Below are 22,733 nucleotides of genomic sequence, written 5' to 3' on the forward strand. Positions count from 1 at the left end.
GCGTATTAAGCTAGAGTGAGCTTTCAGAGTCAAGTTAAAACTTATTTAGGACCACTTCTTGTATAAAACGGCTACCAAAATAAGCAAGTGTGAGTGTAAATGCGGCAATCATTATACTCACTACCACTACTTTGCCTCGCCAACCACGTTTTACATGGCCAACTGCAATCGTAGCAAAAATGGCCCAAGCAACTAGAGATAAGATTGTTTTGTGAATAAACTCTTTGGCAAACATGCCATCTAGAAATACAAATCCGGTAATGAGCGCCACACTTAATAATACGGTACCTAAGTTTAATAACTGGTAAAGTTGGCGTTCTACCACCATGAGTGGCGGTAAGTGACTGTGAACTATCGCTAAGTCTTTTCGCTTTAAGCGTTTATCAATAAAGTAAAACTGCACGCCATACAAAGTGGCAATAATTAAAATACAGTAGGCTAATAACGACAGTGATATATGTGCAACCAGTGCCAGCTCTACATTTATACTTTGTAATAAAACATGATGAGGGATAAATAGGCTAGAAATTGTTAGCAGTGCAGCAAAGCCATAAACAACAGGTAGTAGCAAGGTTGCGGGAAACTTTAAAGAAACAGTGGTAACACACAGCACAATAATCCAGCAAGTCAGTAATGCCACATTAACAATACTTAAATCTTGCCCATCAGCTCTAAATACCGAATTTACTAATAGCAGCATGTGCGCCAAAATAGCGACAGTACTAAGTATTATAGTAACTTTTTGGCTCGGCCCCTGATGATGAAACAATCGCGAAAGCACGTGAGACGTTGCTAACACATAAAATAAACTGGCAATAATAGTTAAACTAATAATCAGCATTTTGCTTTGGCCACTTAATTGAAGTCAGATAATTCGTGTTCGTTATGTAGCCATTGTATTTTATAGCAAAGCAAATGCATAGACCCTGTAAAAAGAAACTCAATAAGCAGCATTTCAGCACTGTATTGTATACCACCATTTACGGTATACTATTTCTAATTGAATTTTAATAACATCGACCTTATTAATAGAGTTGATTTCAACGTCTTTTCGGAACCGTTACATGTTTGAGAACCTCCAAGAACGATTAGGTAAAACCCTAAAAAATATTAGTGGCCGTGGCCGCCTAACTGAAGACAACATTAAAGATACACTTCGTGAAGTGCGAATGGCATTTTTAGAAGCCGATGTGGCGTTGCCTGTTGTTCGCGAGTTTGTAAAACAAGTTAAAGAACGCGCAGTGGGTATTGAAGTTACTAAAAGCTTAAGCCCTGGCCAAGTATTTATAAAAATTGTTCGTGAAGAACTTGAAAAAGCCATGGGTGAAGCTAACGAAGAGCTAAGCCTTAACGCGCAACCGCCAGCTGTTGTGATGATGGCGGGTCTTCAAGGTGCGGGTAAAACAACCAGTGTGGGTAAGCTGGCTAAGTTTTTAAAAGAGCGCAAGAAAAAGTCTGTGCTAGTGGTGAGTGCCGATGTGTATCGTCCAGCGGCAATTAAGCAATTAGAAACCTTAGCAATAGAAGTTGATGTAGAATTTTTCCCAAGTGATATTTCGCAAAAACCAGTGGATATTGCCACTGCTGCAATTTCTCATGCGAAAAAGAAATTTATTGATGTTGTATTAGTCGATACTGCTGGCCGTTTGCATGTTGATAGCGACATGATGGATGAAATTAAAGCCTTACATCATGCAATCAATCCAATTGAAACGCTATTCGTTGTTGATGCAATGACAGGTCAAGATGCGGCAAATACTGCAAAAGCATTTGACGAAGCCTTACCGCTGACCGGTGTGATACTGACTAAAACAGATGGTGATGCCCGAGGTGGTGCTGCGTTATCTATTCGTCATATTACCGGTAAGCCAATTAAGTTTATGGGTGTTGGTGAGCGTACCGATGCACTTGAGCCTTTCCACCCAGACCGTATTGCTTCACGTATTTTAGGCATGGGTGATGTACTTTCATTAATCGAAGAAGTCGAGATGAAAGTAGACAAAGAACAAGCGGCAAAAGTAGCGCAAAAAGTATTTAAAGGTGATGGCTTTACCCTGGATGATTTTGCTGATCAACTAAAGCAAATGAAAAACATGGGTGGCATGATGTCGATGCTTGATAAATTGCCTGGCATGCAAAATATCCCAGATGCGGTAAAAGGCCAAATGGGTGATAAAACCTTTATTCAAATGGAAGCGATTATCAGCTCTATGACCAAAAAAGAACGTGCACGCCCAGAGATCATTAAAGGTTCGCGTAAAAAGCGCATCGCAGCAGGCTCGGGTACGCAAGTACAAGAGATCAATAAGCTACTTAAGCAGTTTACCCAAATGCAAAAAATGATGAAAAAGATGAAAGGTAAAGGTGGCATGCAAAAAATGATGCGTGGCATGAAAGGAATGTTACCACCGGGAATGATGGGTGGCGGTGGCCCGAAATTTTAATCATTTAACTTTTATTATCTCCGATATCAGATAAAAGTAATCAATAAAGAGGCAAAACGTCTCTTTATTGTTGAATAAACTATGCACAGAATAGCTTGTTCACATGCTTTTTCTTCTTGGATCACGGTTTAATCTACTAAACTGGCTTTTTGCATCACTTCTTACTTGCATTGTTGCTAAAAACTCGTACAATTCACCGGCTCCCCATACTGGGGAGTAAATCTTATTAATGAAAACAGTCAATCTATTTAGAGGACGGTATGGTAACTATTCGTTTGCAACGTGGTGGCGCTAAAAAACGCCCTTTCTATCAAATTGTGGTTGCGGATAGCCGTTTCTCGCGTGACGGTCGCTTCATCGAGAAAGTAGGTTTCTTTAACCCAATCGCTTCAGGTCAAGAAGAAAAACTTCGTTTAGATTTACCACGTGTTGAGCACTGGTTAGGTCAAGGCGCAGGTCTTTCAGATCGTGTAGCTAAATTAGTTAAAGACGCTCGTAAAGCGGCTTAATAGGCGTAAGTGTAACCATGAGTCAAGAGAACACCTCATCAATAATTGTCGTAGGAAAGCTCGGCGCCCCTTATGGTATAAAGGGCTGGCTTAAGGTGCATTCATTTACTGATGATCCCCAAGGGATCTTCGATTTCAGCCCGTGGTTGATAGGGCAGCAAGGTAAATGGCAATCCTTAGAAGTGGTCGACTGGCGTCGCCACAACAAAGGCTTTATCGCTAAGTTTGCGCAAGTAAACGACAGAGACCAAGCAATGGCTTATACCAATGTTGAAATTTCTGTGGATTCAGCGCAGCTACCAGAATTACCGCAAGGTGAATTCTATTGGCGAGATCTCATTGGCATGTCGGTTGTAACTGATAAAGGTTATAACTTAGGCATTGTTGATGACCTTATGGAGACAGGCTCAAATGACGTACTGGTTGTGAAAGCAAACAGTAAAGATGCATTTGGCCAAGCAGAACGTTTAATTCCTTTTTTAACTGATTCAGTTATTCAAGAAGTTAAATACGATGCGAAAGAAATTACTGTAGATTGGGATCCAAGCTTTTAATGAGTCAAACAAGTTCGTTGTGGGTAGGGGTTATCAGCCTTTTCCCTGATATGTTTGATGCAATTACAACGCAAGGTGTAACCGGTCGCGCTGTTAAAAATGGTTTAATCGACTTTAACTGCTGGAATCCACGTGACTATGCAACTGATAAGCATAGAACCGTAGATGATCGTCCTTACGGGGGCGGACCAGGCATGTTAATGATGGTTGAACCACTTAAACAAGCCATTCTTGAAGCCAAACAGGCTGCAGGTGATGGTGCAAAAGTAATTTATATGTCGCCACAAGGGCGCAAATTAGATCAGCAAGGGGCAAGCGAACTCGCAAACTCTGAAAAACTGATTTTAATTGCCGGTCGCTATGAAGGTATAGACGAGAGAATAATAGAATCGTACGTTGACGAAGAATGGTCAATTGGTGATTTTATTTTGAGTGGAGGTGAACTACCTGCCATGACATTAATTGACGCAGTAGCGCGATTAGTGCCAGGGGTGTTAGGACACAACCAGTCAGCAGAGCAAGATTCATTTTCGGATGGCTTGCTAGATTGTCCTCACTATACACGGCCAGAAACATTGGACGACAAACAGGTGCCTGCTGTATTACTCAGCGGAAACCACCAAGAGATAGCAAAATGGCGGCTTATGCAGTCATTAGGTAGAACTTGGCTTCGCCGTCCTGACTTGTTGCATAACCTAGCTCTGACTGAGGAGCAAGCGGTATTACTCGCGAAATTTCAGCAAGAGTACCAAAAAGCTTGTGGCTAGAAGACAGTTACACCTAGGAAAGTGAGAAACATAATGGCAAAAGTAAACCAAAATATTATTAAAGCGCTTGAAGAAGAGCAGCTTAAAACAGACGTACCTGCATTCGGCGCTGGTGATACAGTAGTTGTACAGGTAAAAGTAAAAGAAGGTGCTAAAGAGCGTCTACAGGCCTTTGAAGGTGTTGTAATCGCTAAGCGTAATCGTGGTCTTCACTCAGCATTCACAGTTCGTAAAATCTCGAACGGTGAAGGTGTTGAGCGTGTATTCCAAACGCACAGCCCTCTTATTGATAGCGTAACAGTTAAGCGTCGCGGTGCGGTTCGTCGTGCTAAGCTTTACTATCTACGTGAGCGTTCTGGTAAATCTGCACGTATTAGAGAAAAACTTAACTAATACGCGCTGTTTATCAACGCAAAAAAACGGGTTGCAACCTTTGGGTTGCAACCCGTTTTGGTTTTAATGCTATTGCGGTTTTTATAGCGATACATTTAAAAACCAATACACACATTAACCAGCATGCGTTAAAGTGTGGTTCACTTCAAAGCACAATATCTTCTCACTTCTTGCAAAAAATGATGTACAAAAATGAATGATAAAACGATAGTTACACACAACGGCAATTTTCATGCAGATGATGTTTTTAGTATCGCTGCGCTTAAAATTATTTTCCCTTCTTTTACCCTGATCCGCACACGCGATAATGCGATTATTAATGACGCCGATGTGGTTATTGATGTTGGCGGTCAATATGACCCACAAACTGACCGATTTGATCATCATCAGCGTGGCGGTGCTGGCGCTCGTGAAAATGGGATTCCTTTTTCGTCATTTGGCTTGGTGTGGAAAAAATATGGCTTAGCAATATGTGATGATAACCAAGATGTGGCGAATGCGGTGGATGCAGGGCTTGTATCAACTATTGATGCCATTGATTGTGGTCATGTTGAAGGGGTTGCTACAGGCATTAGCTTAAGCCAAACAATTTCTATGTTTAACCCAACATGGGAAGAGGAAAGTGATTTTGATGCTGCTTTTGATCAAGCGGTTGAATTTGCACACACTTTACTGATTCGTTTTGTAGCTTCTGCCCGAGGTGGTTTAAATGCTAAAAAGATTGTTGCTCAAGCAATAAAACAAGCTGATGATCCTCGATTAATCGTGTTAGAGCGCTATACTCCGTGGAAAAAAACCGTACATAGTTTATCTGATGAGGCATTATTTGTTGTTTACCCATCTCATTCTGGCAAGTGGATAGTGCAAACGGTGCCTGCAGAATTAGGCTCTTTTGAAGACAGAAAGTCATTACCTGCACCATGGGCAGGATTATCAGATGAAGAATTTCAAGCGGTAACCGGTATCGATGATGCTATGTTTTGTCACAATGGCTTATTTATCGCTGGCGCAGAATCATTTGATAGCGTTATGTCGCTTGCGGCTATGGCATTAGAATACTAGTCCCTTTAACCGCGTGCCGGTTATATATTAAAAGTGGCTTTTAGCCACTTTTAATATTCCCTACTTTACCTGAACCTAGACTATTGCAAGTAAATGCAATGCAGTTAGCGTTGAAAATAGCAGCTTGAGATAGATTTACTATTCAGAGTTCAGCTTACAGACAGCCTTACCCCATCTTGGTCGTAGTTGATAGACAGATAGCGAACTTTTCAAGAATTTGCCTTTTAACCCCTAACGTATCCTGTTAGTATTTATCGTATTGATTAGTTTACTTTTTTGTAATTATTAATTTACGATTTTGCTTTTTTGGATGGAATGAGAACGTGGCAGAGATAAGTGATTTAGCGCAGCTAAGAACAGGTATAGATGAATGCGATGCGCAACTGGTTGCCTTACTGGCAAAACGCAATGGCATTACTCAGCAAATTGGCGCAATAAAACAACAAACGGGCGCGCCATTACATGCACCCGATAGAGAAGCTGATTTATTAGCCGCACGACGCCAAGAGGCTATTAATCAAGGTGTAAATCCTGATTTAGTTGAAGACATTCTCAGACGCATGATGCGTGAAGCTTATCAAAATCAACAAGCCAAATTAGCGTGCGCCGATCCACAATTATCGCCAATTGTTATCGTTGGTGGTGAGGGAGCAATGGGGCAGTTATTTGCAAAACAATTTCAGCGTTCGGGTTACGAAGTCAAAATTTTAGATAAAGCGCAGCAATTGCAGGCAGCAGATATCCTAAAAGGTGCAAAACTGGTGATGATCAGTGTACCAATAAATGCCCTTGAAACCGTTGTTAATGCACTACCGAAACTGGATGATGATTGTTTGCTGGTTGATATTACATCAGTTAAACAAGCCCCATTAACGGTGCTTAAAAAAGTACATAGTGGGCCAGTTGTTGGTTTACACCCAATGTTTGGGCCTGATATTTCTCATTGGGTGAAACAAACCGTGGTGGTGTGCGAAGGGCGCAGTCATGAAGTGGCGCAAGGGTTACTAAAGCAGCTACAAATATGGGGTTGTCAGTTGGTTGAACTTGATGCCAAAAAGCATGACGAAGCAATGCAAATTATCCAGGTTATGCGCCACTTAACTACCTTTGTGTACGGTCAGTTTTTAGCAAAACAGGGACACACACTCGCCGAGTTAAGAAGTTGTTCATCACCTATTTATCAATTAGAGTTGATGATGGTTGGGCGTTTATTTGCGCAATCGCCAGAGTTATACACTGATATTATGTTAGCGCAATTTGATAATGTAGAAAGTTTATTAGCGCAGTATCAGTCGCTGTTTTCAGAGACGCTTGAAAAGCTAAAAGCAGGGGATAAGCCCGCATTAATTGATGCTTTTGCTGATGCAAAGTCTTATTTTTCAGATTCAACGGCGCACTTTTTAACCCAAAGCCGCAGTTTATTAAATAAAGCGAATGACGCGAAAGTACTCGATTAAAATTACTGAAAACAAAAAAGGGCCGATAGGCCCTTTTTTTGGTTAGCTTTCTACGCTAACAGCTTGCAAAGACTCGCTTTGGTAGCAACCGAGAACGCGCACGTATTGAGTGTGCTGTTTAAGCTCTTCTAATGCATGCTTAACTTGGTTATCGATTAAGTTAGCCTCCAAGTCCACATAAAACACTTCTTCCCATGGGTTACCAGGCGTAGGTCGAGATTCTAGTTTCACTAAATTAATATTATGCTGTTTAAAAATCATTAACGCATCGGCAAGTGAACCAGCTTGTTGCTTGGTTGACATAATTAAGCTGGTTTTAGTCGGAATTTGTGTCGATACTTGCAGTGGTTTGCGGGCAACGACAATGAAGCGGCTGTGATTTTCTTTTTGGTTGGCAAGATTGGCCTTAATCACTTCAAGGCCTACATTTTTCCCTGCTTGCGCTGAGCCAATAGCGGCACTATTTGGCGTTTCCATAGCAGACTTGAGTGCGCTTGAGGTCGAGTCACAGGTTTCATGCTGAAGTTCACCAAGCCCTTGTAAAAAGCGGCTACATTGGGCAAAGGGTTGTGGGTGTGCAAATACCTTGGTTAATTGGCTTAGCTCGGTGCCTGGGGTTGCTAATAAGCAATGATCAACGCTATGAGTAACTTCACCGACAATAGAGACTTGTGCATGCTGCAGTAAATCAAATACTTCATTAATACTACCCGAACTCGTATTTTCAATAGGCAGTAAGCCAAAGTCGGCTTGACCTTTTTCTACTTTTCCGGTGATTTCCTCAAATGAGGTGCAACCAATTTCAACTAATTTACCCGGGCGACGGCTAAAATATTTATGACACGCAAGCTGACTATACGAGCCTTGACCGCCTAAATACGTTACGCGATGAGTTTCGCTCAGTGCATCGGGATTTAAATTCTTTTGTAGCATGGCTTGTTGATGCAACACAGAGTCTTCTAATATCGTTTGGAAAACGTTGTTAACGTAGTAGGCGTCAAGTCCTAACGATTTGCCATAGCCTATGAGTTTTTCGAGTAAAGCCAGTTCACGGGCTTCATCACGAATGGGTTTATTATTTGCTATTTTATATTCAACGACACCATGACTAATACGGCGTCGTTTTGCTAGCAAGACAAGTAAATCGTTGTCGATTTCATTTATGTCGTGCCTGAGAGTATCGAGTACATCGTTGCTCATTTGGTTTTCCTCATTCCAAAACATGTCACTGATTATGCAGTGAAAACAAAAAAGCCTCCCAGTTGGGAGGCTTTACTATTCGGTTGATTTTATCTCACAAACAGGGAAGCCTCTTCTACATAAAGAAGCTAAAAAAAGAAAAAAAGGTGTGTGAGTAATTTATATTCATACCCTTAATGTATGAAGTGTAACCCCCAATGTCAACAAGCACTTACAGGAAATCGGCTTTTTACCCGATATATAGACAAAACACGTTGTTTTTAGAAAACTTCATAAATAATTTATAATTCTGATTTAAGTTCTGGTATATTTCTATTACTTGCAAAAATAATAATTATAAATAAGGTTGGCTTTTTGTGTATCGACGCCCTCCATCTCGATTTGGCATAAACTCACTCAGTGTAAAGTTATCATTGTTGATCTCTGGCATCTGTTTAGTGGCAGGCATTTGCGCGGCTGCATTAATGCTCAAGTCAGAAGAAAAACAGCTTGTCTTTGAAGAGCATGAGGTATTAAAGCAATCAAATGAATTATTAATAAAACAATTTAACAACTTGATAGCGACCAAAGTTAAAATAGCAGAGCAAGCTAATATTGTTGTTAGCGAGCAGTTATTTGAAGGGCAGCTGTCATTTAAAAATAATAATACACCCACAATGCAGCTGACCAATGATGGCTCAGTGCGCAGTGCATCAGCAGATGGCCTATCTGCCGCGTTTATCCCTCAAACTGCATATTCTCCCTTTTATAAACAGCTAATTGCTGACTCAGAATCGCTTTGGAAAGTTATTTCTCCGACGTTAATCCAAGACTTTTATAATTTTTATCTTATAACTAAAGATAACTTTATTCGTGTTGCACCACCTAATTGGGCGCTTAATGTGCCCGGAAATTACACATTCAACCAAAGTGAGAGCTTTAATTATGCCAAATCGTTAACTAACCCACAGCGTGATCCGCTTTGGTCGCGGGTTTACTACGATAATGTATGGAATAAATGGGTAGTGAGTTTAATTGTTCCTATTTATAAAGATGATGAATTTTTAGGTGTCACGGGGAGTGATATTTCACTCGATTCCTTAGTATCGCAATTACCCGTGGGTGGAAAAGAAAAGCACCTTGTCGTATTTGATGAGCAAGGGCAATTATTAGCGCACCCAAATTTAGGCTCTGATAGTTATACAAAATACGGTGAGGCAGGTAAAAAGCTACTACCAGAAGATTTTATTTCCCCTGAACTAAAGCGCGTTATTGATAACGCAGGGCAAATTCAATTGCCAGAATATGCCGATTCGTTTTCATTAAATGATGAAGATTACATTATCAACATTCATAAGGTGGCAGGTGTAAACTGGTATGTAGGTGTTTATAAAAAGCGCTCTTCAACGTTATCGGCACTTAAAGATTTAAAGCTTAAGTTTTTTGGCTTATTTATTCTGTATGCCATTTTAGTTGCTTTATTATTACACCAAGCACTCTACCAATTAGTATTAAGACGCTTACATTCATTGGTTTATGCAGTTACTAATTTTGGTAAAGGCCAGTTAGAAATTGATTTTCCAGAAGAAAATAAAGATGAAATTGGTACGCTTAATGGTTCATTCAAAGACATGACCATTGAAATTCGTAAACTCATTGATGGCTTAAATCAGCGTATAATAGAAAAAGAAATCGCAGAAAAAGCAGCAAACCGTTTGTCTAAAGCGGTTGCGTTCTCGGGGACGGGGGTGGTGATCACCGATGAAAATTTTGTCATTGAATATGTGAATCCAAAAATGTTGGAGATGACAGACTTTGCCGAAAATGACTTCTTGCGCCAGCCATTACTGACAATTATTGCTAATGAAATGACCATGTTGGTTGAAGATATTGATCTTGATTTACGCAACCGTAATTATTGGCGAGGAGATACGCTTATTGAAGCGCAAAATAAGCCGCCATTATGGGTATCGCTAAGTGTGTCACCAATTCGAGAAGACGGTGGTAAAATCACCAGTTACGTGGCATCAGCGCAAGATATTTCGTTTGTGAAAGAAAGCCAACGAAAAATGGAACAGCTCGCTTACTTCGACACATTAACCGGACTTGCTAATCGTACATTCTTTAGGATGCAACTTAGAAAATCCATGGCGCTTGCTGAAAGAGGGCGTTACTCGTTTGCTTTATTTTATTTTGACCTTGATGAATTTAAACGTATTAATGACACTTTAGGCCATGATGCGGGCGATCAGCTATTGGTTGAAGTGGCAACACGCTTAAAACAGCGTTTACGTGCGGAAGATACCATAGCCCGTTTAGGGGGGGATGAGTTTGCTGTTCTACTTAGTGGTATTGAGCACCAAGAAGAAGCATCTGAAGTCGCTGATACAATACAAAAAACGTTAAATCAGCCAATAAAACTTGGCAGCAATGAAGTGATTGTTAGTGCAAGTATTGGTATTACCTTAGCGCCATTTGATAGCCTAGAAGAAGATCAGTTATTAAAGCATGCCGATTTAGCTATGTATGAAGCAAAAGCCAAAGGGCGTAATACTTTCCACTTTTATAGCCAAGATCTTAATGCGGCAGCTAATGAACGATTATTCCTTGAAAATGAGTTGCGCCATGCGATTAAAGAAAAGCAACTCACGCTGCATTACCAGCCACAGGTTGATTGTCGCGATAACAGCGTGGTGGGATATGAAGCATTGCTTCGTTGGTTCCATCCTACACAAGGGTTTATTCCTCCGACTAAGTTTATTCCCATAGCCGAGGCAACCGGTTTAATTGTGGAGCTTGGTCAATGGGTGCTACAACAAGCCTGTGAGTTTACTAAGCGACTAGAGCAACAAGATAGAGCAAGTAATATGTCGATTAACCTGTCAGCAAGACAGTTTAAAGACGCAAGCTTAGTACCTATGCTGAAAAAGATAATTATAGAGACACAAATTAACGCAAAAAGTCTGCATCTTGAACTAACCGAGAGCATGCTGATGGGTAACGTTGAGGCGGCTATTGAACAGTTACATCAACTTAAAAAATTGGGTATCTCAATTTCTATTGACGATTTTGGTACGGGTTACTCTTCGCTGAGTTACCTTAAGCGTTTCCCCGTCGATATTCTTAAAATTGATCGCTCGTTTGTCAAAGATATCCCTGAGGATGACAACGACATGGAGATCACTGCGGCCATTATCGCTATGGCACAAAAGCTGAAGCTTGATGTGGTTGCTGAAGGGGTTGAAACAATCGAGCAAGTTGAGTTTTTACAAAACAATAATTGTTTTATTGTGCAAGGGTATTATTTTAGTAAGCCAGTGGCTGAAGATGATATCCCCGCATTATTTGATCAACTAGCTGCGCTAAAAATTATTGAATAAGTAAAAAGTTGCGGGTTAACCACCCGCAATTTTTACTTTAAATTTTAACCCTTCTAAAATAGCTTTTAGTTTGTCGCGGTCATCACCTTGTACTTCGATAACCCCTTCTTTTACTGCGCCGCCTTGGCCCATCTTACTTTTTATTGTTTTAGCTAACTTTTTCAAATCATGCTGTTGTGGATCAAGACCAACAACCAGCATTACACCTTTGCCTTTTCGGCCTTTGGTTTGACGCTCTATGCGAATAGAACCATCTTTAAATAGTTTTACATCCAGTTCTTTTTCTGGCTTTGGCTGGTCAATTCGCCCCGTTGCTGTTGAATACACTAAGTGACTATCACTCATAATTAACCTACTTAAGATTGAATATAATAATGCGGTAAATAATAACAAATTTGCGACGCAAAGACGTAATTTTTACGCCTCGATTCACTTTTATAAAGTTATAAGCTTAACAATATTGACCTCATTAGGCTTATTAAAAATGCGCTTAAGTATTTTTAAAAACCGTTTTAAATTGGCTAGCACTATAAAAATATCCATGCTACTATTTCGGCATTATAGATGTATGGACGTCCAAATGCTTAATTCTTACTTAGAGCACGCTCAGCTTAATATTGAGCAACAGTTAATTCACGCTGAGCTAGAAAAGCTCGAGCAATATCTAAATAATAATGCTGCACCAGCGGTGCGTTGGGAGTATCAAATTCCTGAGCTAGGTGAAGGAGGGGCATGCAGCTTATTTGGTTACCTACAGGATGAGCCGTTTAAACTAAGCGATTATGTCAGCCAAAGTACGCAAACAACTGAAAAGCTGGCGCAACTTCAATTGGTTGTTGACTACGTCATTGAAAACACAAAGCTTGATTGGTACGGCATTTATCAGAATACCCACACCAATGAAGGGGAGCAGTTATTAAAGCTGGCTTATTTTGGTGCGCCGAGTCGTCCTTTATTTCCGCTTACTGCTGAATTTGCAATGGGCAGTAATAACGTTCAAGTAGCGCTTAGCGGTAAAGGACGCGTAATTAATAATGTTGAACAGTATATAGCAGCAGGCGGTGAGTATTATACCTGCGATCCGAAGGTAAAAGCAGAAGCCTGTTTACCGTTATTTAATGCACATCAGCAGTGTGTAGGTATTGTTGATGGTGAAGCCTTCAATACTGATTTTTTTGATAAAGCGACGCTCGCGTTATTAATTGCGTGTTGCATTAAAATTCCTCACTTTTTAGTGTAAATAACACTAGTCAATCCAGTGAGTTTTTATGTTAAGCTTAGCGCAACAGCTAACCCCTAAATAACGAAGAGATAGTCAATGTTCTCAGTATTAAAACCATTACCAACAGACCCTATTCTTGGCCTTATGGCGGCCTACAAGCAAGATACTAACCCAAATAAGATTGACTTAGGGGTTGGTGTATATAAAGACGAGCAGGGGAATACCCCGGTATTAAAGTCAGTAAAAAAAGCAGAAGCGTTTCGTTTAGAAAATGAAATGAGCAAATCTTACATTGGGCTTGCTGGTAACTTAGATTACTGTCAACAAATGGAAAATCTTCTTCTTGGTGAGCACCCGGCATTATTAGCTAATCGTGTACGCACAGCACAAGCACCTGGTGGTACAGGCGCACTTCGTGTTGCAGCAGAATTTATTGTACGTTGTAATCCAGGCGCTACTGTATGGGTTACTAACCCAACGTGGGCTAACCACATTAGCTTATTTGAAGCTGCAGGCTTAACGGTAAAAGAATACCCATATTACGATTACGAAAACAAAGATCTATTGTTTGATGAAATGGTTGAAACCTTAACACAGGTGCCTAAAGGCGATGTAGTGCTGCTACATGCATGTTGTCATAACCCAAGTGGTATGGATTTAAACGAAACACAATGGAACACCATTGCAGAACTTGCAAAAGATGTGGGCTTTACACCATTAATTGATATTGCATACCAAGGTTTCGGTTCTTCTTTAGAAGAAGATGCAAATGGCCTGCGTATTTTAGCCAATGCGGTTGAAGAGTTAATTATTTGTTCTTCATGTTCTAAAAACTTTGGCTTATACCGTGAGCGTATTGGTGCTTGTTCAATTATTGCCAAAGACAGCGCAACAGCTGATATTTCAAATTCAGTATTACTGAGTGTGGTACGTAGCATTTATTCTATGCCGCCAGCGCACGGTGCAGATATTGTAAACACTATTTTAAGCAGCACAGAGCTAACGCAGTTATGGCACAGTGAGCTTGATGAAATGCGTAACCGCATTAATGGCTTACGTAGTTTAATTAAAGACAGCCTGGCAGCGAAAGATATTGCGCAAGACTTCTCGTTTATTGACCGCCAACACGGTATGTTCTCTTTCTTAGGTATTAATAAAGAGCAAATTGAGCGCCTACAAAAAGAATACGGTATTTACATTGTCGGCTCTAGTCGTGTAAACGTAGCGGGTATTAGCCAAGCAAACATCGATTACTTTGCTAACGCCGTTGCTGATGTATGTAAGTAACCAATAATAAGCCTTAGCTTATTAGCAATAAAAAACCGCACACTCGTTGCGGTTTTTTATTGTTTACAAAACAGCTTAAAGCCAGCGAATAGCGCCTGCAATACGTTCATTGTACATATCGACCGGTGAGCCAAGGCTTGCAATTAGCACGGTATCAGCTTGTTTGCCCCGACTTATATGGCCAGCATATCGAGAGTCACTAAAATCACCCGAACCTATTTCAAATACTTTATTTTCGCTAGGGACAATAAACACGGTCATAGGTCCAAAGTCAGATTCAAACACTAAATGAATGCCTTTTTCACCTTGAAAATCACAAAAATTAACGTAAGTCACTTTGCCAGGCAAATCAGTAAGTTGACCACCAAGTAAAGCGAGCTTTTCGTTGACAGTTTGGATGCTAATTGGTTGAGTTTTATTTAACGCGTAAACTTCATGATAAACATGGGCTAGCGCATGCTCGCCAGCCGCATGATTAATATTTTGCTCTGCGCTAAACATAAAGGCACTGACTGCAATTACAAACGAAGCAGCTAATGCCAAATGCACGCGGTCAAACTTAAACCAAGAACGTGCATTAATCACGTTACCTTTTTGCTCAAGTTCATCTGTTCTGGCTTTTTCTTTTAACGAGGTGTTTAAGATAATCCGTTCGGCAAGATTCTCAGGTACAGTAATATCAAGCGCGTCGTCGAGCTGTTTATCGAATGCTTTGCTTTCATTTAAAAATTGCTGCCTGTCGGCACTGCTGTTCGCAAATTCCTGAAGCTCTTTGTCCAGCTCGTTTGGCTGCGCAATTGTGCGGCGACGAAACTCAAGTTCATCCATTATTTTGATGCTCCTTTAAGTTGATCATCATCACGGCTTAATGCCTCTTTAAGTTGATTTTTTGCTCGAAATAAACGCGTCATAACCGTATTTTTATTTAAGTTAAGTATGTCTGCAATTTCATCTCCAGTGCAGCCCATAACCACCTGTAACAACAGCGGCTCTTTGTACTCATCAGCCAATAATGAAATTTGCCGCTGGATAACAGTTTGCTCCATTGCAGCATCTAAACTATGGCTGGTTTGATCCACTAGTGTGTCGTTATTTACATCACTGTAATCAAATTGTTTGCGCTCAAAGCGTCTAGCATTTTCACGCCTTAAAATAGTGAGCAACCATGGCTTTGCTGCTTTTTGATCGAGTAACGAATCAAGCGAGCGCCAAGCACGCAAAAAGGTTTCTTGCACTAAGTCATCAGCAATAGTCGGATCGTTACATAACCAGTAAGCGAAGCGATAGAGTTCTTTATGATAAACATGAACCAGGGCTTCGTAGCGTTGTTGTTTTTCAGCCATATTTATTAAGACCCGATCATTCGATTTTTTATTTCCAAACATAAGCACTTTTTTAATTAAAATTATTATAGGCCAAAAAAGTAACTAAAATTCTTATTAAGAATATAACTCTTTTAAAGCAGGTGTTGACGGCTTAGCTGTGTGCGATTGATGTGCCTTTAACATGCTAACTATAGCGTCTAAATCGGCGCTAGCCTGTTGGTTACTATACAACTGTGCTTGGAGATTATTTACCTGTGCGGTTAATTCTGAGCTGTTTATCATAGCGCATAAATGGGTGAGAGCCCCGACCTTTTTATCTGTTCGAGTTAGCGCATACAGATTAAGTGCATCGTAAAATGCTTTATTATCATGGCTTTTAGCAAGTATTTGCAGTGTTTTTAATTCTGCCTGCTGATTGGGCTCATTATTGGCTTGTGCCGACTGGGGACGTTGATTGTTTTTGCGTTTAATAAAATACAAAACCATCGTCACAATCCATAGTACGTAACCTAATACGGCCACAATAATAAGCCATAGAGGCGTGCTAGTTTGGCGTTGCACGCTGAGCGTTTGTTGCGTTGGCTCTGCATCCGTGTTGTTTAAATTACTTTCAACGGGTGTATTTAGCGAGTTTGCTGGCGCTGTGGTGCTTGGTGTTACCGTAATTGTGCGCTCTGGTAAAGTTGCGTAACTAATTCGGTTCATTTTGGTGTTATACCAAGGCAGGGTAATTTCAGGCAATGTATAAGTGCCTGGGGTTTGTGGCAGTAGCGCAAATGAGGCGCTTTGCTGTGATACCACTCGACCATCGCGTACTGCATTGTTGGTTTCTTTTTCATCCGGATAGCTGCGAATACCATCAATAGTAGGCATATCAATTTCGGGGAGTTGCTCCTTAGTAACCCCTAATGCGGTAAGCATAATAGTGCGTGTTATTGGCGTGCCGGCCTCAACAGTATTATCGTCTGGTTGCCATTGCTCGGTTAGACTTACTAATTCACTGGGTAACCAATCACCTTGATAATTCTCAGGGATGGGTTTGATTTCAATCTGTTGTTCATCGCCAAGTGCCGACACCTCTAGTTGGCGATAGTTTTGTTGAACACGCCCTTGAAAAACCGGTGCTTCAATGGTGTATGCACCACTTTTTTGCGGCTGAATTAAATAATTACGGGTGATCACTAAATAACGTTTACCGTTAACCAGTTCATAATCTTCACTTTGCTTACCTAGCTGGGTGAGTTGAGCATCTTCCATGCTTGGCGTGCTTAAGCTGCCATCAAGTAGCTCTTTAGCTAAGTAAAGTTTAATGGTGTAAACGCCAGCCTCTTGCACAAATAAGCTGTTATTTGTAAGCGAGCTTTTTAAAAATATATCATCATTTTTGCCCGCATCGCTGCTTCGCTCTTTAACCGACAAGTTTATCGGTTGAGAGCTGAGCCCTGCAACACTAAAAGAAGGAATTGTGTATTCGCCGGCTTTGCGAGTCATTAACTTAACAGACCACGATGTTTGTTTTTTAATGCTGCCGTTAATAATGTTGGTGCGGCTACTTAAGCTCATAGGGCCGACTACGAAATCCTTTAACAGCGCTGAAGTATCGGGTTGTTGCCCTTTGATTGAATCATCAACGCTAATATTGAGCATAAAAAACTCACCTGCCAGTACCGGGTTTTTATCTACGCTTGCCTCTAATGAAGTGGCGGCCATTAATGGCATGGCAGTTAATAGCAATAAACAGCAAAATAATCGCATTACCATGATTTTTCTACTCCTGTTGGACGGCGTTGATATTGTCTTTTTTGGGCTTCTAATTGCATTTTGTTTCTTAATAAAATAGCGGGATCGTCGGGCACTTTTCTTAGTAACTGATTTAGTTGTTGTGCTTTCTCTTTTTCTTCATTAGTGAGTTCAGCCGCCTGTGCTTGCATAGCTTGTTGTTGTGCTTGCTGCTTTTGCTCATCAGATGGCGGTTGCTCATTCATTTGATTGGGTTGACTCTGTTGCTCGTCTTGCTGAGGCTTACTATCGTCGTCTTTGTTCTCGTTTTGTTGGTTTTGTGATTGAGCTTGCATATCAGGCTTATTTTGTTCATCTGACTGCTCGCCAGATTGGCCTTGTTGATCTTTTGATTGCTCCGAGGACTCACCCGATTGCTGTTCATCACTGTTTTGGCTGTCATCGTCGCTTTTATCTGCGTTATTTTTATCGCCATTTTTTTGCTGTTCTTGTTTTGATTTATCTGCATCATCTTGACTTTGCTCATCTTGATTTTGCGAATCATTACCTTGTTGGTTTTCTTGATCTTGCTGTTGCTTAAGTAACTGCTCAACTAACGCTTGGTTATCGGCTGCTTGGGTAAAATCAGACTGCAGTGATTGCGCTTGTTTATAAGCGTTTATAGCAGCCTCTAATTGTCCGGCTTTAGCCAGTGCATTACCGTAATTGTAATAACCAGTAGCTGATTTATCTTGACTAAATTCGTTCAGAGCGCCTTCAAACTGACCTTGCTGATAAAGTGCAGCGCCTTTGAGAGTGTTGGACTTCGCTTGCGCTGCTTGTTGGTACTCTTGGTTGTTGTAAGCTTCTAATGCACGCTGATCGGTATTTTTAAATAGCGTTGGTAACTCTACTGCATGGGCATTTTGCTGAGGTAAAAAGCTTAGCAATAGCACCGCACCAATAAACGCAGAGCGCCTAAATAAGTATAGAGCTAAGGGCAGCAAAATAAGCAAGCCATAAATGCCAGCATCGATTCGCCACAAGGCTAAATTTGGTTTTTCACTTTTTAGTATTTCACTGTTTGCTTGCGGTGAAAAAATGGCAATATCGCTATTGCTTGGCTGATAATTAGCGTATTGGCCGCCACTATTCTTTGCTAGTCCTTTGAGTAAAGAACCATTGAGTGTAGGCACTACAATTTGGCCGTAATTATCTTTTAAAAATCCGCCTTCAGGTAACTTTATTGGTGCACCTTGCTCAGTGCCAATACCGTAAATATTAAGTCGATACTGGCTACTGTTAGTAAAGCCACTTATATCACTTTGCTGTTGTTGTTCAATACCATCGGTGATCAAAATAATATCACCATCTAGGTAGCCTGCTTGAGTGAGCAGCTCTTGCGCCATGTCTAAACCTGCCAGCACGTTGGAGCCTTTATCAGGCATAATTTCAGGGCTCAAACTAGGAATAAGATTAGCGAGGGTGGTTGCATCATTGGTCAGTGGAGAAATGGTATAGGCAGTGCCTGCGTAGGCTACTAATGCAGTATCACCTTCTTTAAATAACTCAATCATATCGAGGGCTTTAAAGCGAGATTGCATTAATCGATTAGGAGCAATGTCGGTGCTATACATAGAGTACGACATATCCATTACAATAACGCGGGCACTTTTGCTTTGAAATACAGGGACTTGTTTTTCCTCAAAACTTGGGCCTGCACTAAATATAATGGCTAAACTGCAAAATAACGCAACTAGCCACAGCGGCTGACGAGCTTGATTGTTTGCTTCACTCATAACAAATTGTGCTAAATGTGGCGCAATGAGTGGCGCCGATTGGGCTTTTTCCTTTTTAAGCATGGCAATAAAAAACAGCCCTAGCGTAGGGAGTAGCAGCCATAAAATAGCGGGGCGAATAAACTCAAAATCCATTAGCTTGGCTCCTTCAATGCACGTACTGTTTTTAAAAATGCCATTGCACTTATTAATAGAATGGCCAGTAATAACGGATAATAAAACAAGGCTGTTTGCGGGCGAAAGGTCTGCTCATCGGCACTAATTGGCTCGAGTTTATCAAGCTCTGCATAGATCTGTTGCAACCCAGCGACATCTTTGGCTCTAAAGTACAGACCCCCTGTTTGTTCGGCAATATTTTTCAGTAAACTCTCATCTAAATTGCTGCCCCCAGAGCCCATATTAAATAAACTAAAGCCACGTGGGTTATCTGAGCCGACTCCGATGGTGTACACTTTTATGCCTTCTTCACGAGCTAGTAATAGGGCATCTTCGGGGTCAAGGTTTCCTGCGGTGTTTTGTCCATCTGTTAGTAACACCACAATGCGATTACTTTCTTTTTTACTAGCAAAGCGTTTAACCGATAAACCTAAAGCGTCACCAATAGCCGTGGCACGTCCTACAAGGCCAATTTGTGCTTCAGTAAGCATTTTGCTGACGGTTTTTACATCACGGGTAAGGGGCGTTTGCAAAAACGCGGTATCACCAAACAATATAAGCCCGAGTCTGTCGCCTTGACGCTGCTCTATAAAATCGCTTAGCACCGCTTTAACCATGGTTAAACGGTCAACATATTGGCCATTATAAGCCATGTCTTGTTCTGTCATTGAGCCGGATAAATCCACAGCGAGCATAATGTCGCGACCTTCATTCGGCAGCGATATGGGCTCATCTAACCAAGTAGGGTTCGCTGATGCGGTTACTAATAATAGCCACAACAACCATTCAATAATATTTAACTTACGTGCACTGGGCTCTACATGTTGATTATTTAAATTATGCGATGCAAAACTTGGGATGCGTAAACGTGTCGTTGCATTACTTGCTGTGGGTTTTAATAGTAACAACAATAAAGGAAGCGGCAGTAATAAAAACAGCCATGGCCAGCTAAATTCAAACATGCAGTGGCTCCTTTAGCTTAAATTGTTTAACAGCTTGGCGAAACTTATCACTGAGTGCCGGTGGTGTTTGTGCTGTGCTATATAGGCTTGAAATTTCATCTTCATTAAAACCAATTGCAGCAAGTTGACTTAGGGTTTTACACCAGTTAGCTGTAGATTGCGCCGCTAAGCGTGGATCGTAATAGGTGATCACTAAACGCTTTAAAATAATATGCAATTGCTGAGCTGATTGTTGTTGATTAGCTAATTTAATCGCATTACGTTTTGGTTTTTTAAATTGATAGTTTTTGTACATAATTATAATTAAGCCAGACACTAAGCACAGTGCAAGGCTAATAACTACCCACCAAGCAGGGGCTAACGGCCACCAGTCAACGTGAGAGGGAGCAATAATATCGTGAAGGCCATCAAGTGGAGAGGTTTGCATGATTTATCTTCTCACTAATTGCAGTTCCAGCGCAGTGGCTGCATCGAATGATAATAGGTTAAGCCCAGATTTTGTTAAACGATTAATACGCGCGCTAAATGCTTGCTCGGCATTTTTGGCAAATCGTTCTCTAAAACTGTTATCCATCAAAGGGAGGGCAAACTGCTGATTATTAGCACTTACAGTAACCGCTTGTTGGAAAGCCGGTAACTTATGCTCGAAGGGATCGCTAATATGGCAGCCTATTAATTCACAGTGCCGCGCAAGTAATTCGAGTTGTTTAAAGCTGGCGTCATCTAAGGCGTTAAAATCGGATACGATATAAACCAAACTACCGGGTTTAGCTAAGTGATTTAAACGCTTGAGGTTATCGCTAAAATTATTCGCGGCCGGCTTATCAATATTTTCAAGTGCCTGCTGATGGGCGTCGCACAAATTATGACACAGCTTTAACACCGCTTTTTCACGGGCGCTAGGTTTAAGCTCTAAATGCGAGTGCTGATTAAACACAATACCGCCAATTCTATCGCCACGTTGGCAAGCAGACCATGCAACCAGGGCGCTAATATGTGCAGCTTGCACCGACTTTAATAATAATTGAGAGCCAAATAACATTGAATTTGAAAAGTCAGTAAACACAAATACCGGGCGTTCTTTTTCTTCTTGAAAAAGCTTGGTGTGAGTTTCACCGGTACGAGCCGTGACCCGCCAATCAATAGAGCGTATGTCATCACCGTGTTGGTAATGGCGCACTTCGGCAAACTCCATGCCACGGCCCTTATGCGGCGCCAGATATTGCCCCGCTAAGGTATTTTTTATTCTAACGTTAGGTGCCAGCTCAAGCAGTTGCGCTTTTGCTTTATAATACATCAGCTCTTTGAGCGATAAATTAACACCGTGGCTATGGCTTAATTTAAGCCATGCCTGAGAATCAAAGTGTGTTTGCATAACTTAAGGTACAGCAACTAGTTCAACAATACGGCTAATAACCTGATCTTTTGTAATACCATCGGCCTGTGCTTCGTAACTTAAAATAATACGATGGCGTAATACATTATGTACCACAGCTTGAATATCGTCAGGCGATACAAAATCACGACCACTTAACCACGCATGAGCGCGAGCACATTTATCCAAAGCAATGGTGGCACGTGGGCTGGCGCCGTATTCAATCCAGCGGCCAAGTTGCTCATCTAAGTTTGCGCCTTCTCGAGTAGCAATAATCAACTGAACTAAGTATTGCTCTAGTGGCTCTGCTAAATACAGACCCAAAATCGCTTTTCTAGCGGCAAACAACTCTGCTTGCGAAATTTGCTCAAGCACTGGGGCTTCATCATTAAGTGCTTCACCACGGGTTAGGCGTAAAATATCAAGTTCGTGCTCAGCCCCCGGATAATTAATACTTAAATGTAATAAAAAGCGGTCTAATTGCGCTTCAGGCAGTGGGTAAGTCCCTTCTTGCTCAAGCGGGTTTTGCGTTGCCATCACTAAAAATAGGTCACTAAGTGGGTACGTATTTTTGCCCACAGTAACTTGGCGCTCTGCCATTGCTTCTAATAAAGCTGATTGTACTTTCGCTGGTGCTCGGTTTATTTCATCCGCTAAAATGAGGTTATGAAATAAAGGGCCTTTTTCAAACACAAACTCACTGGTTTGTTGACGATAAATATCAGTGCCGGTTACATCGGCAGGTAACAAGTCTGGGGTAAACTGAACACGCTGAAACGAGCCTTCAATACCTTTTGCTAAAGCATTAACCGCTCGCGTTTTTGCAAGCCCCGGAGGGCCTTCAACTAATAAATGACCATCGGCTAAAATAGCAATTAATAGTGCTTGAGTGAGCGCAGGCTGGCCAATAATTTGGGTGTCTAAATACGTTTTTAATTGTGAAAATGCGTTAGCTGCCATAATAAGTGGACTGTCCTCGTCAGCTTAAATAATACCTAAATTGGTTAGGTAACAAATACTGAGCTAGTTATAAGGTTTATAAGTGGATAACTCAAGAGTTAGACTGATTTTTTAAAAATAGTTCGTTATTTTTTAACGATTTTTTAGCCTAACATAAAACTTTGTAAAACCAGCTAAAAAAGC

General features: G+C 41.0%; 21 protein-coding genes and 1 other annotated feature. Of the genes, 10 read left to right on the forward strand and 11 right to left on the reverse strand.

Annotation, left to right across the window (positions count from 1 at the left end; all coding sequences use genetic code 11):
• Positions 1–34: 34 nt before the first annotated feature.
• Positions 35–841, reverse strand: a complete 807-nt coding sequence (locus BW139_RS05680) for an inner membrane protein YpjD (protein WP_008464736.1) — start codon at positions 839–841, stop codon at positions 35–37.
• 223 nt (positions 842–1,064) lie between these two features.
• Between BW139_RS05680 and ffh the strand changes: the two genes are divergently transcribed.
• The 7 genes from ffh to tyrA all read left to right on the forward strand — a co-directional run bounded on the left by ffh (position 1,065) and on the right by tyrA (position 7,186).
• On the forward strand, positions 1,065–2,444 hold the full coding sequence (ffh, locus tag BW139_RS05685; protein WP_076918957.1) for a signal recognition particle protein: 1,380 nt from the start codon (positions 1,065–1,067) through the stop codon (positions 2,442–2,444).
• 260 nt (positions 2,445–2,704) lie between these two features.
• Complete coding sequence (rpsP, locus tag BW139_RS05690; protein ID WP_008114468.1) at positions 2,705–2,953, forward strand: 30S ribosomal protein S16; 249 nt, start codon at positions 2,705–2,707, stop codon at positions 2,951–2,953.
• A gap of 17 nt (positions 2,954–2,970) precedes the next feature.
• Positions 2,971–3,507 carry a ribosome maturation factor RimM gene (gene rimM / locus BW139_RS05695; RefSeq protein WP_008114470.1) on the forward strand — a complete coding sequence of 179 codons (537 nt, stop codon included), beginning with the start codon at positions 2,971–2,973 and terminating at the stop codon, positions 3,505–3,507.
• Positions 3,507–4,274: a tRNA (guanosine(37)-N1)-methyltransferase TrmD gene (trmD, locus tag BW139_RS05700; protein ID WP_008114471.1), complete on the forward strand. Its 768-nt coding sequence runs from the start codon at positions 3,507–3,509 to the stop codon at positions 4,272–4,274. The genes rimM and trmD overlap by 1 nt, the downstream gene beginning before the upstream one ends.
• A 33-nt stretch (positions 4,275–4,307) precedes the next feature.
• Positions 4,308–4,667, forward strand: coding sequence for a 50S ribosomal protein L19 (gene rplS, locus BW139_RS05705; RefSeq protein ID WP_008114473.1), 360 nt, complete (start codon positions 4,308–4,310; stop codon positions 4,665–4,667).
• Between the two features lie 192 nt (positions 4,668–4,859).
• Positions 4,860–5,729 carry an MYG1 family protein gene (locus tag BW139_RS05710; protein ID WP_076918958.1) on the forward strand — a complete coding sequence of 290 codons (870 nt, stop codon included), beginning with the start codon at positions 4,860–4,862 and terminating at the stop codon, positions 5,727–5,729.
• A 323-nt stretch (positions 5,730–6,052) separates the two neighbouring features.
• Positions 6,053–7,186, forward strand: a complete 1,134-nt coding sequence (gene tyrA, locus BW139_RS05715) for a bifunctional chorismate mutase/prephenate dehydrogenase (RefSeq protein ID WP_076918959.1) — start codon at positions 6,053–6,055, stop codon at positions 7,184–7,186.
• Positions 7,187–7,228: 42 nt separating this feature from the next.
• On the opposite strand, the gene BW139_RS05720 is transcribed toward tyrA, so the two are convergent.
• The gene (locus tag BW139_RS05720; RefSeq protein WP_008114478.1) at positions 7,229–8,386 is read right to left on the reverse strand and encodes a chorismate mutase; all 1,158 of its coding nucleotides are present in this window, start codon (positions 8,384–8,386) and stop codon (positions 7,229–7,231) included.
• Positions 8,387–8,430: 44 nt separating this feature from the next.
• Positions 8,431–8,546: a sequence feature (Phe leader region), on the reverse strand.
• A 196-nt stretch (positions 8,547–8,742) separates the two neighbouring features.
• On the opposite strand from BW139_RS05720, the gene BW139_RS05725 reads away from it, so the two are divergent.
• Entirely contained in the window at positions 8,743–11,745 is a 3,003-nt protein-coding gene (locus tag BW139_RS05725) for an EAL domain-containing protein (RefSeq protein WP_076918960.1), read from the forward strand.
• A 15-nt stretch (positions 11,746–11,760) separates the two neighbouring features.
• Here BW139_RS05725 and BW139_RS05730 read toward each other — a convergent pair whose 3' ends face one another.
• Entirely contained in the window at positions 11,761–12,090 is a 330-nt protein-coding gene (locus BW139_RS05730) for a translation initiation factor (RefSeq protein ID WP_008114484.1), read from the reverse strand.
• Between the two features lie 235 nt (positions 12,091–12,325).
• Between BW139_RS05730 and BW139_RS05735 the strand changes: the two genes are divergently transcribed.
• Complete coding sequence (locus tag BW139_RS05735; protein ID WP_076918961.1) at positions 12,326–12,985, forward strand: GAF domain-containing protein; 660 nt, start codon at positions 12,326–12,328, stop codon at positions 12,983–12,985.
• Between the two features lie 78 nt (positions 12,986–13,063).
• Positions 13,064–14,254: an amino acid aminotransferase gene (locus BW139_RS05740; RefSeq protein ID WP_076918962.1), complete on the forward strand. Its 1,191-nt coding sequence runs from the start codon at positions 13,064–13,066 to the stop codon at positions 14,252–14,254.
• A 75-nt stretch (positions 14,255–14,329) separates the two neighbouring features.
• On the opposite strand, the gene BW139_RS05745 is transcribed toward BW139_RS05740, so the two are convergent.
• From BW139_RS05745 to BW139_RS05780, 8 genes are read right to left on the reverse strand one after another with little or no spacing between them, the layout of a single operon-like run.
• The gene (locus BW139_RS05745) at positions 14,330–15,082 is read right to left on the reverse strand and encodes a DUF3379 family protein (protein WP_076918963.1); all 753 of its coding nucleotides are present in this window, start codon (positions 15,080–15,082) and stop codon (positions 14,330–14,332) included.
• Positions 15,082–15,639 (reverse strand): sigma-70 family RNA polymerase sigma factor, encoded by a 558-nt coding sequence (locus tag BW139_RS05750; protein WP_076918964.1) that lies wholly within the window; start codon positions 15,637–15,639, stop codon positions 15,082–15,084. Before BW139_RS05750 ends, BW139_RS05745 begins: the two co-directional genes overlap by 1 nt.
• Before the next feature lie 54 nt (positions 15,640–15,693).
• Positions 15,694–17,340: a BatD family protein gene (locus BW139_RS05755; protein WP_076918965.1), complete on the reverse strand. Its 1,647-nt coding sequence runs from the start codon at positions 17,338–17,340 to the stop codon at positions 15,694–15,696.
• Positions 17,334–19,232, reverse strand: coding sequence for a VWA domain-containing protein (locus tag BW139_RS05760; protein ID WP_076918966.1), 1,899 nt, complete (start codon positions 19,230–19,232; stop codon positions 17,334–17,336). The genes BW139_RS05755 and BW139_RS05760 overlap by 7 nt, the downstream gene beginning before the upstream one ends.
• Positions 19,232–20,215 (reverse strand): VWA domain-containing protein, encoded by a 984-nt coding sequence (locus BW139_RS05765; protein ID WP_076918967.1) that lies wholly within the window; start codon positions 20,213–20,215, stop codon positions 19,232–19,234. The genes BW139_RS05760 and BW139_RS05765 overlap by 1 nt, the downstream gene beginning before the upstream one ends.
• Positions 20,208–20,642, reverse strand: coding sequence for a DUF4381 domain-containing protein (locus BW139_RS05770; RefSeq protein ID WP_076918968.1), 435 nt, complete (start codon positions 20,640–20,642; stop codon positions 20,208–20,210). The genes BW139_RS05765 and BW139_RS05770 overlap by 8 nt, the downstream gene beginning before the upstream one ends.
• A gap of 3 nt (positions 20,643–20,645) precedes the next feature.
• Entirely contained in the window at positions 20,646–21,590 is a 945-nt protein-coding gene (locus BW139_RS05775) for a DUF58 domain-containing protein (RefSeq protein WP_076918969.1), read from the reverse strand.
• A gap of 3 nt (positions 21,591–21,593) precedes the next feature.
• Positions 21,594–22,550, reverse strand: coding sequence for a MoxR family ATPase (locus BW139_RS05780; RefSeq protein WP_076918973.1), 957 nt, complete (start codon positions 22,548–22,550; stop codon positions 21,594–21,596).
• Between the last annotated feature and the right edge of the window lie 183 nt (positions 22,551–22,733).

The organism is Pseudoalteromonas sp. SK18, assembly GCF_001974855.1.
In the GTDB taxonomy this organism is placed as follows: Bacteria; Pseudomonadota; Gammaproteobacteria; order Enterobacterales; family Alteromonadaceae; genus Pseudoalteromonas.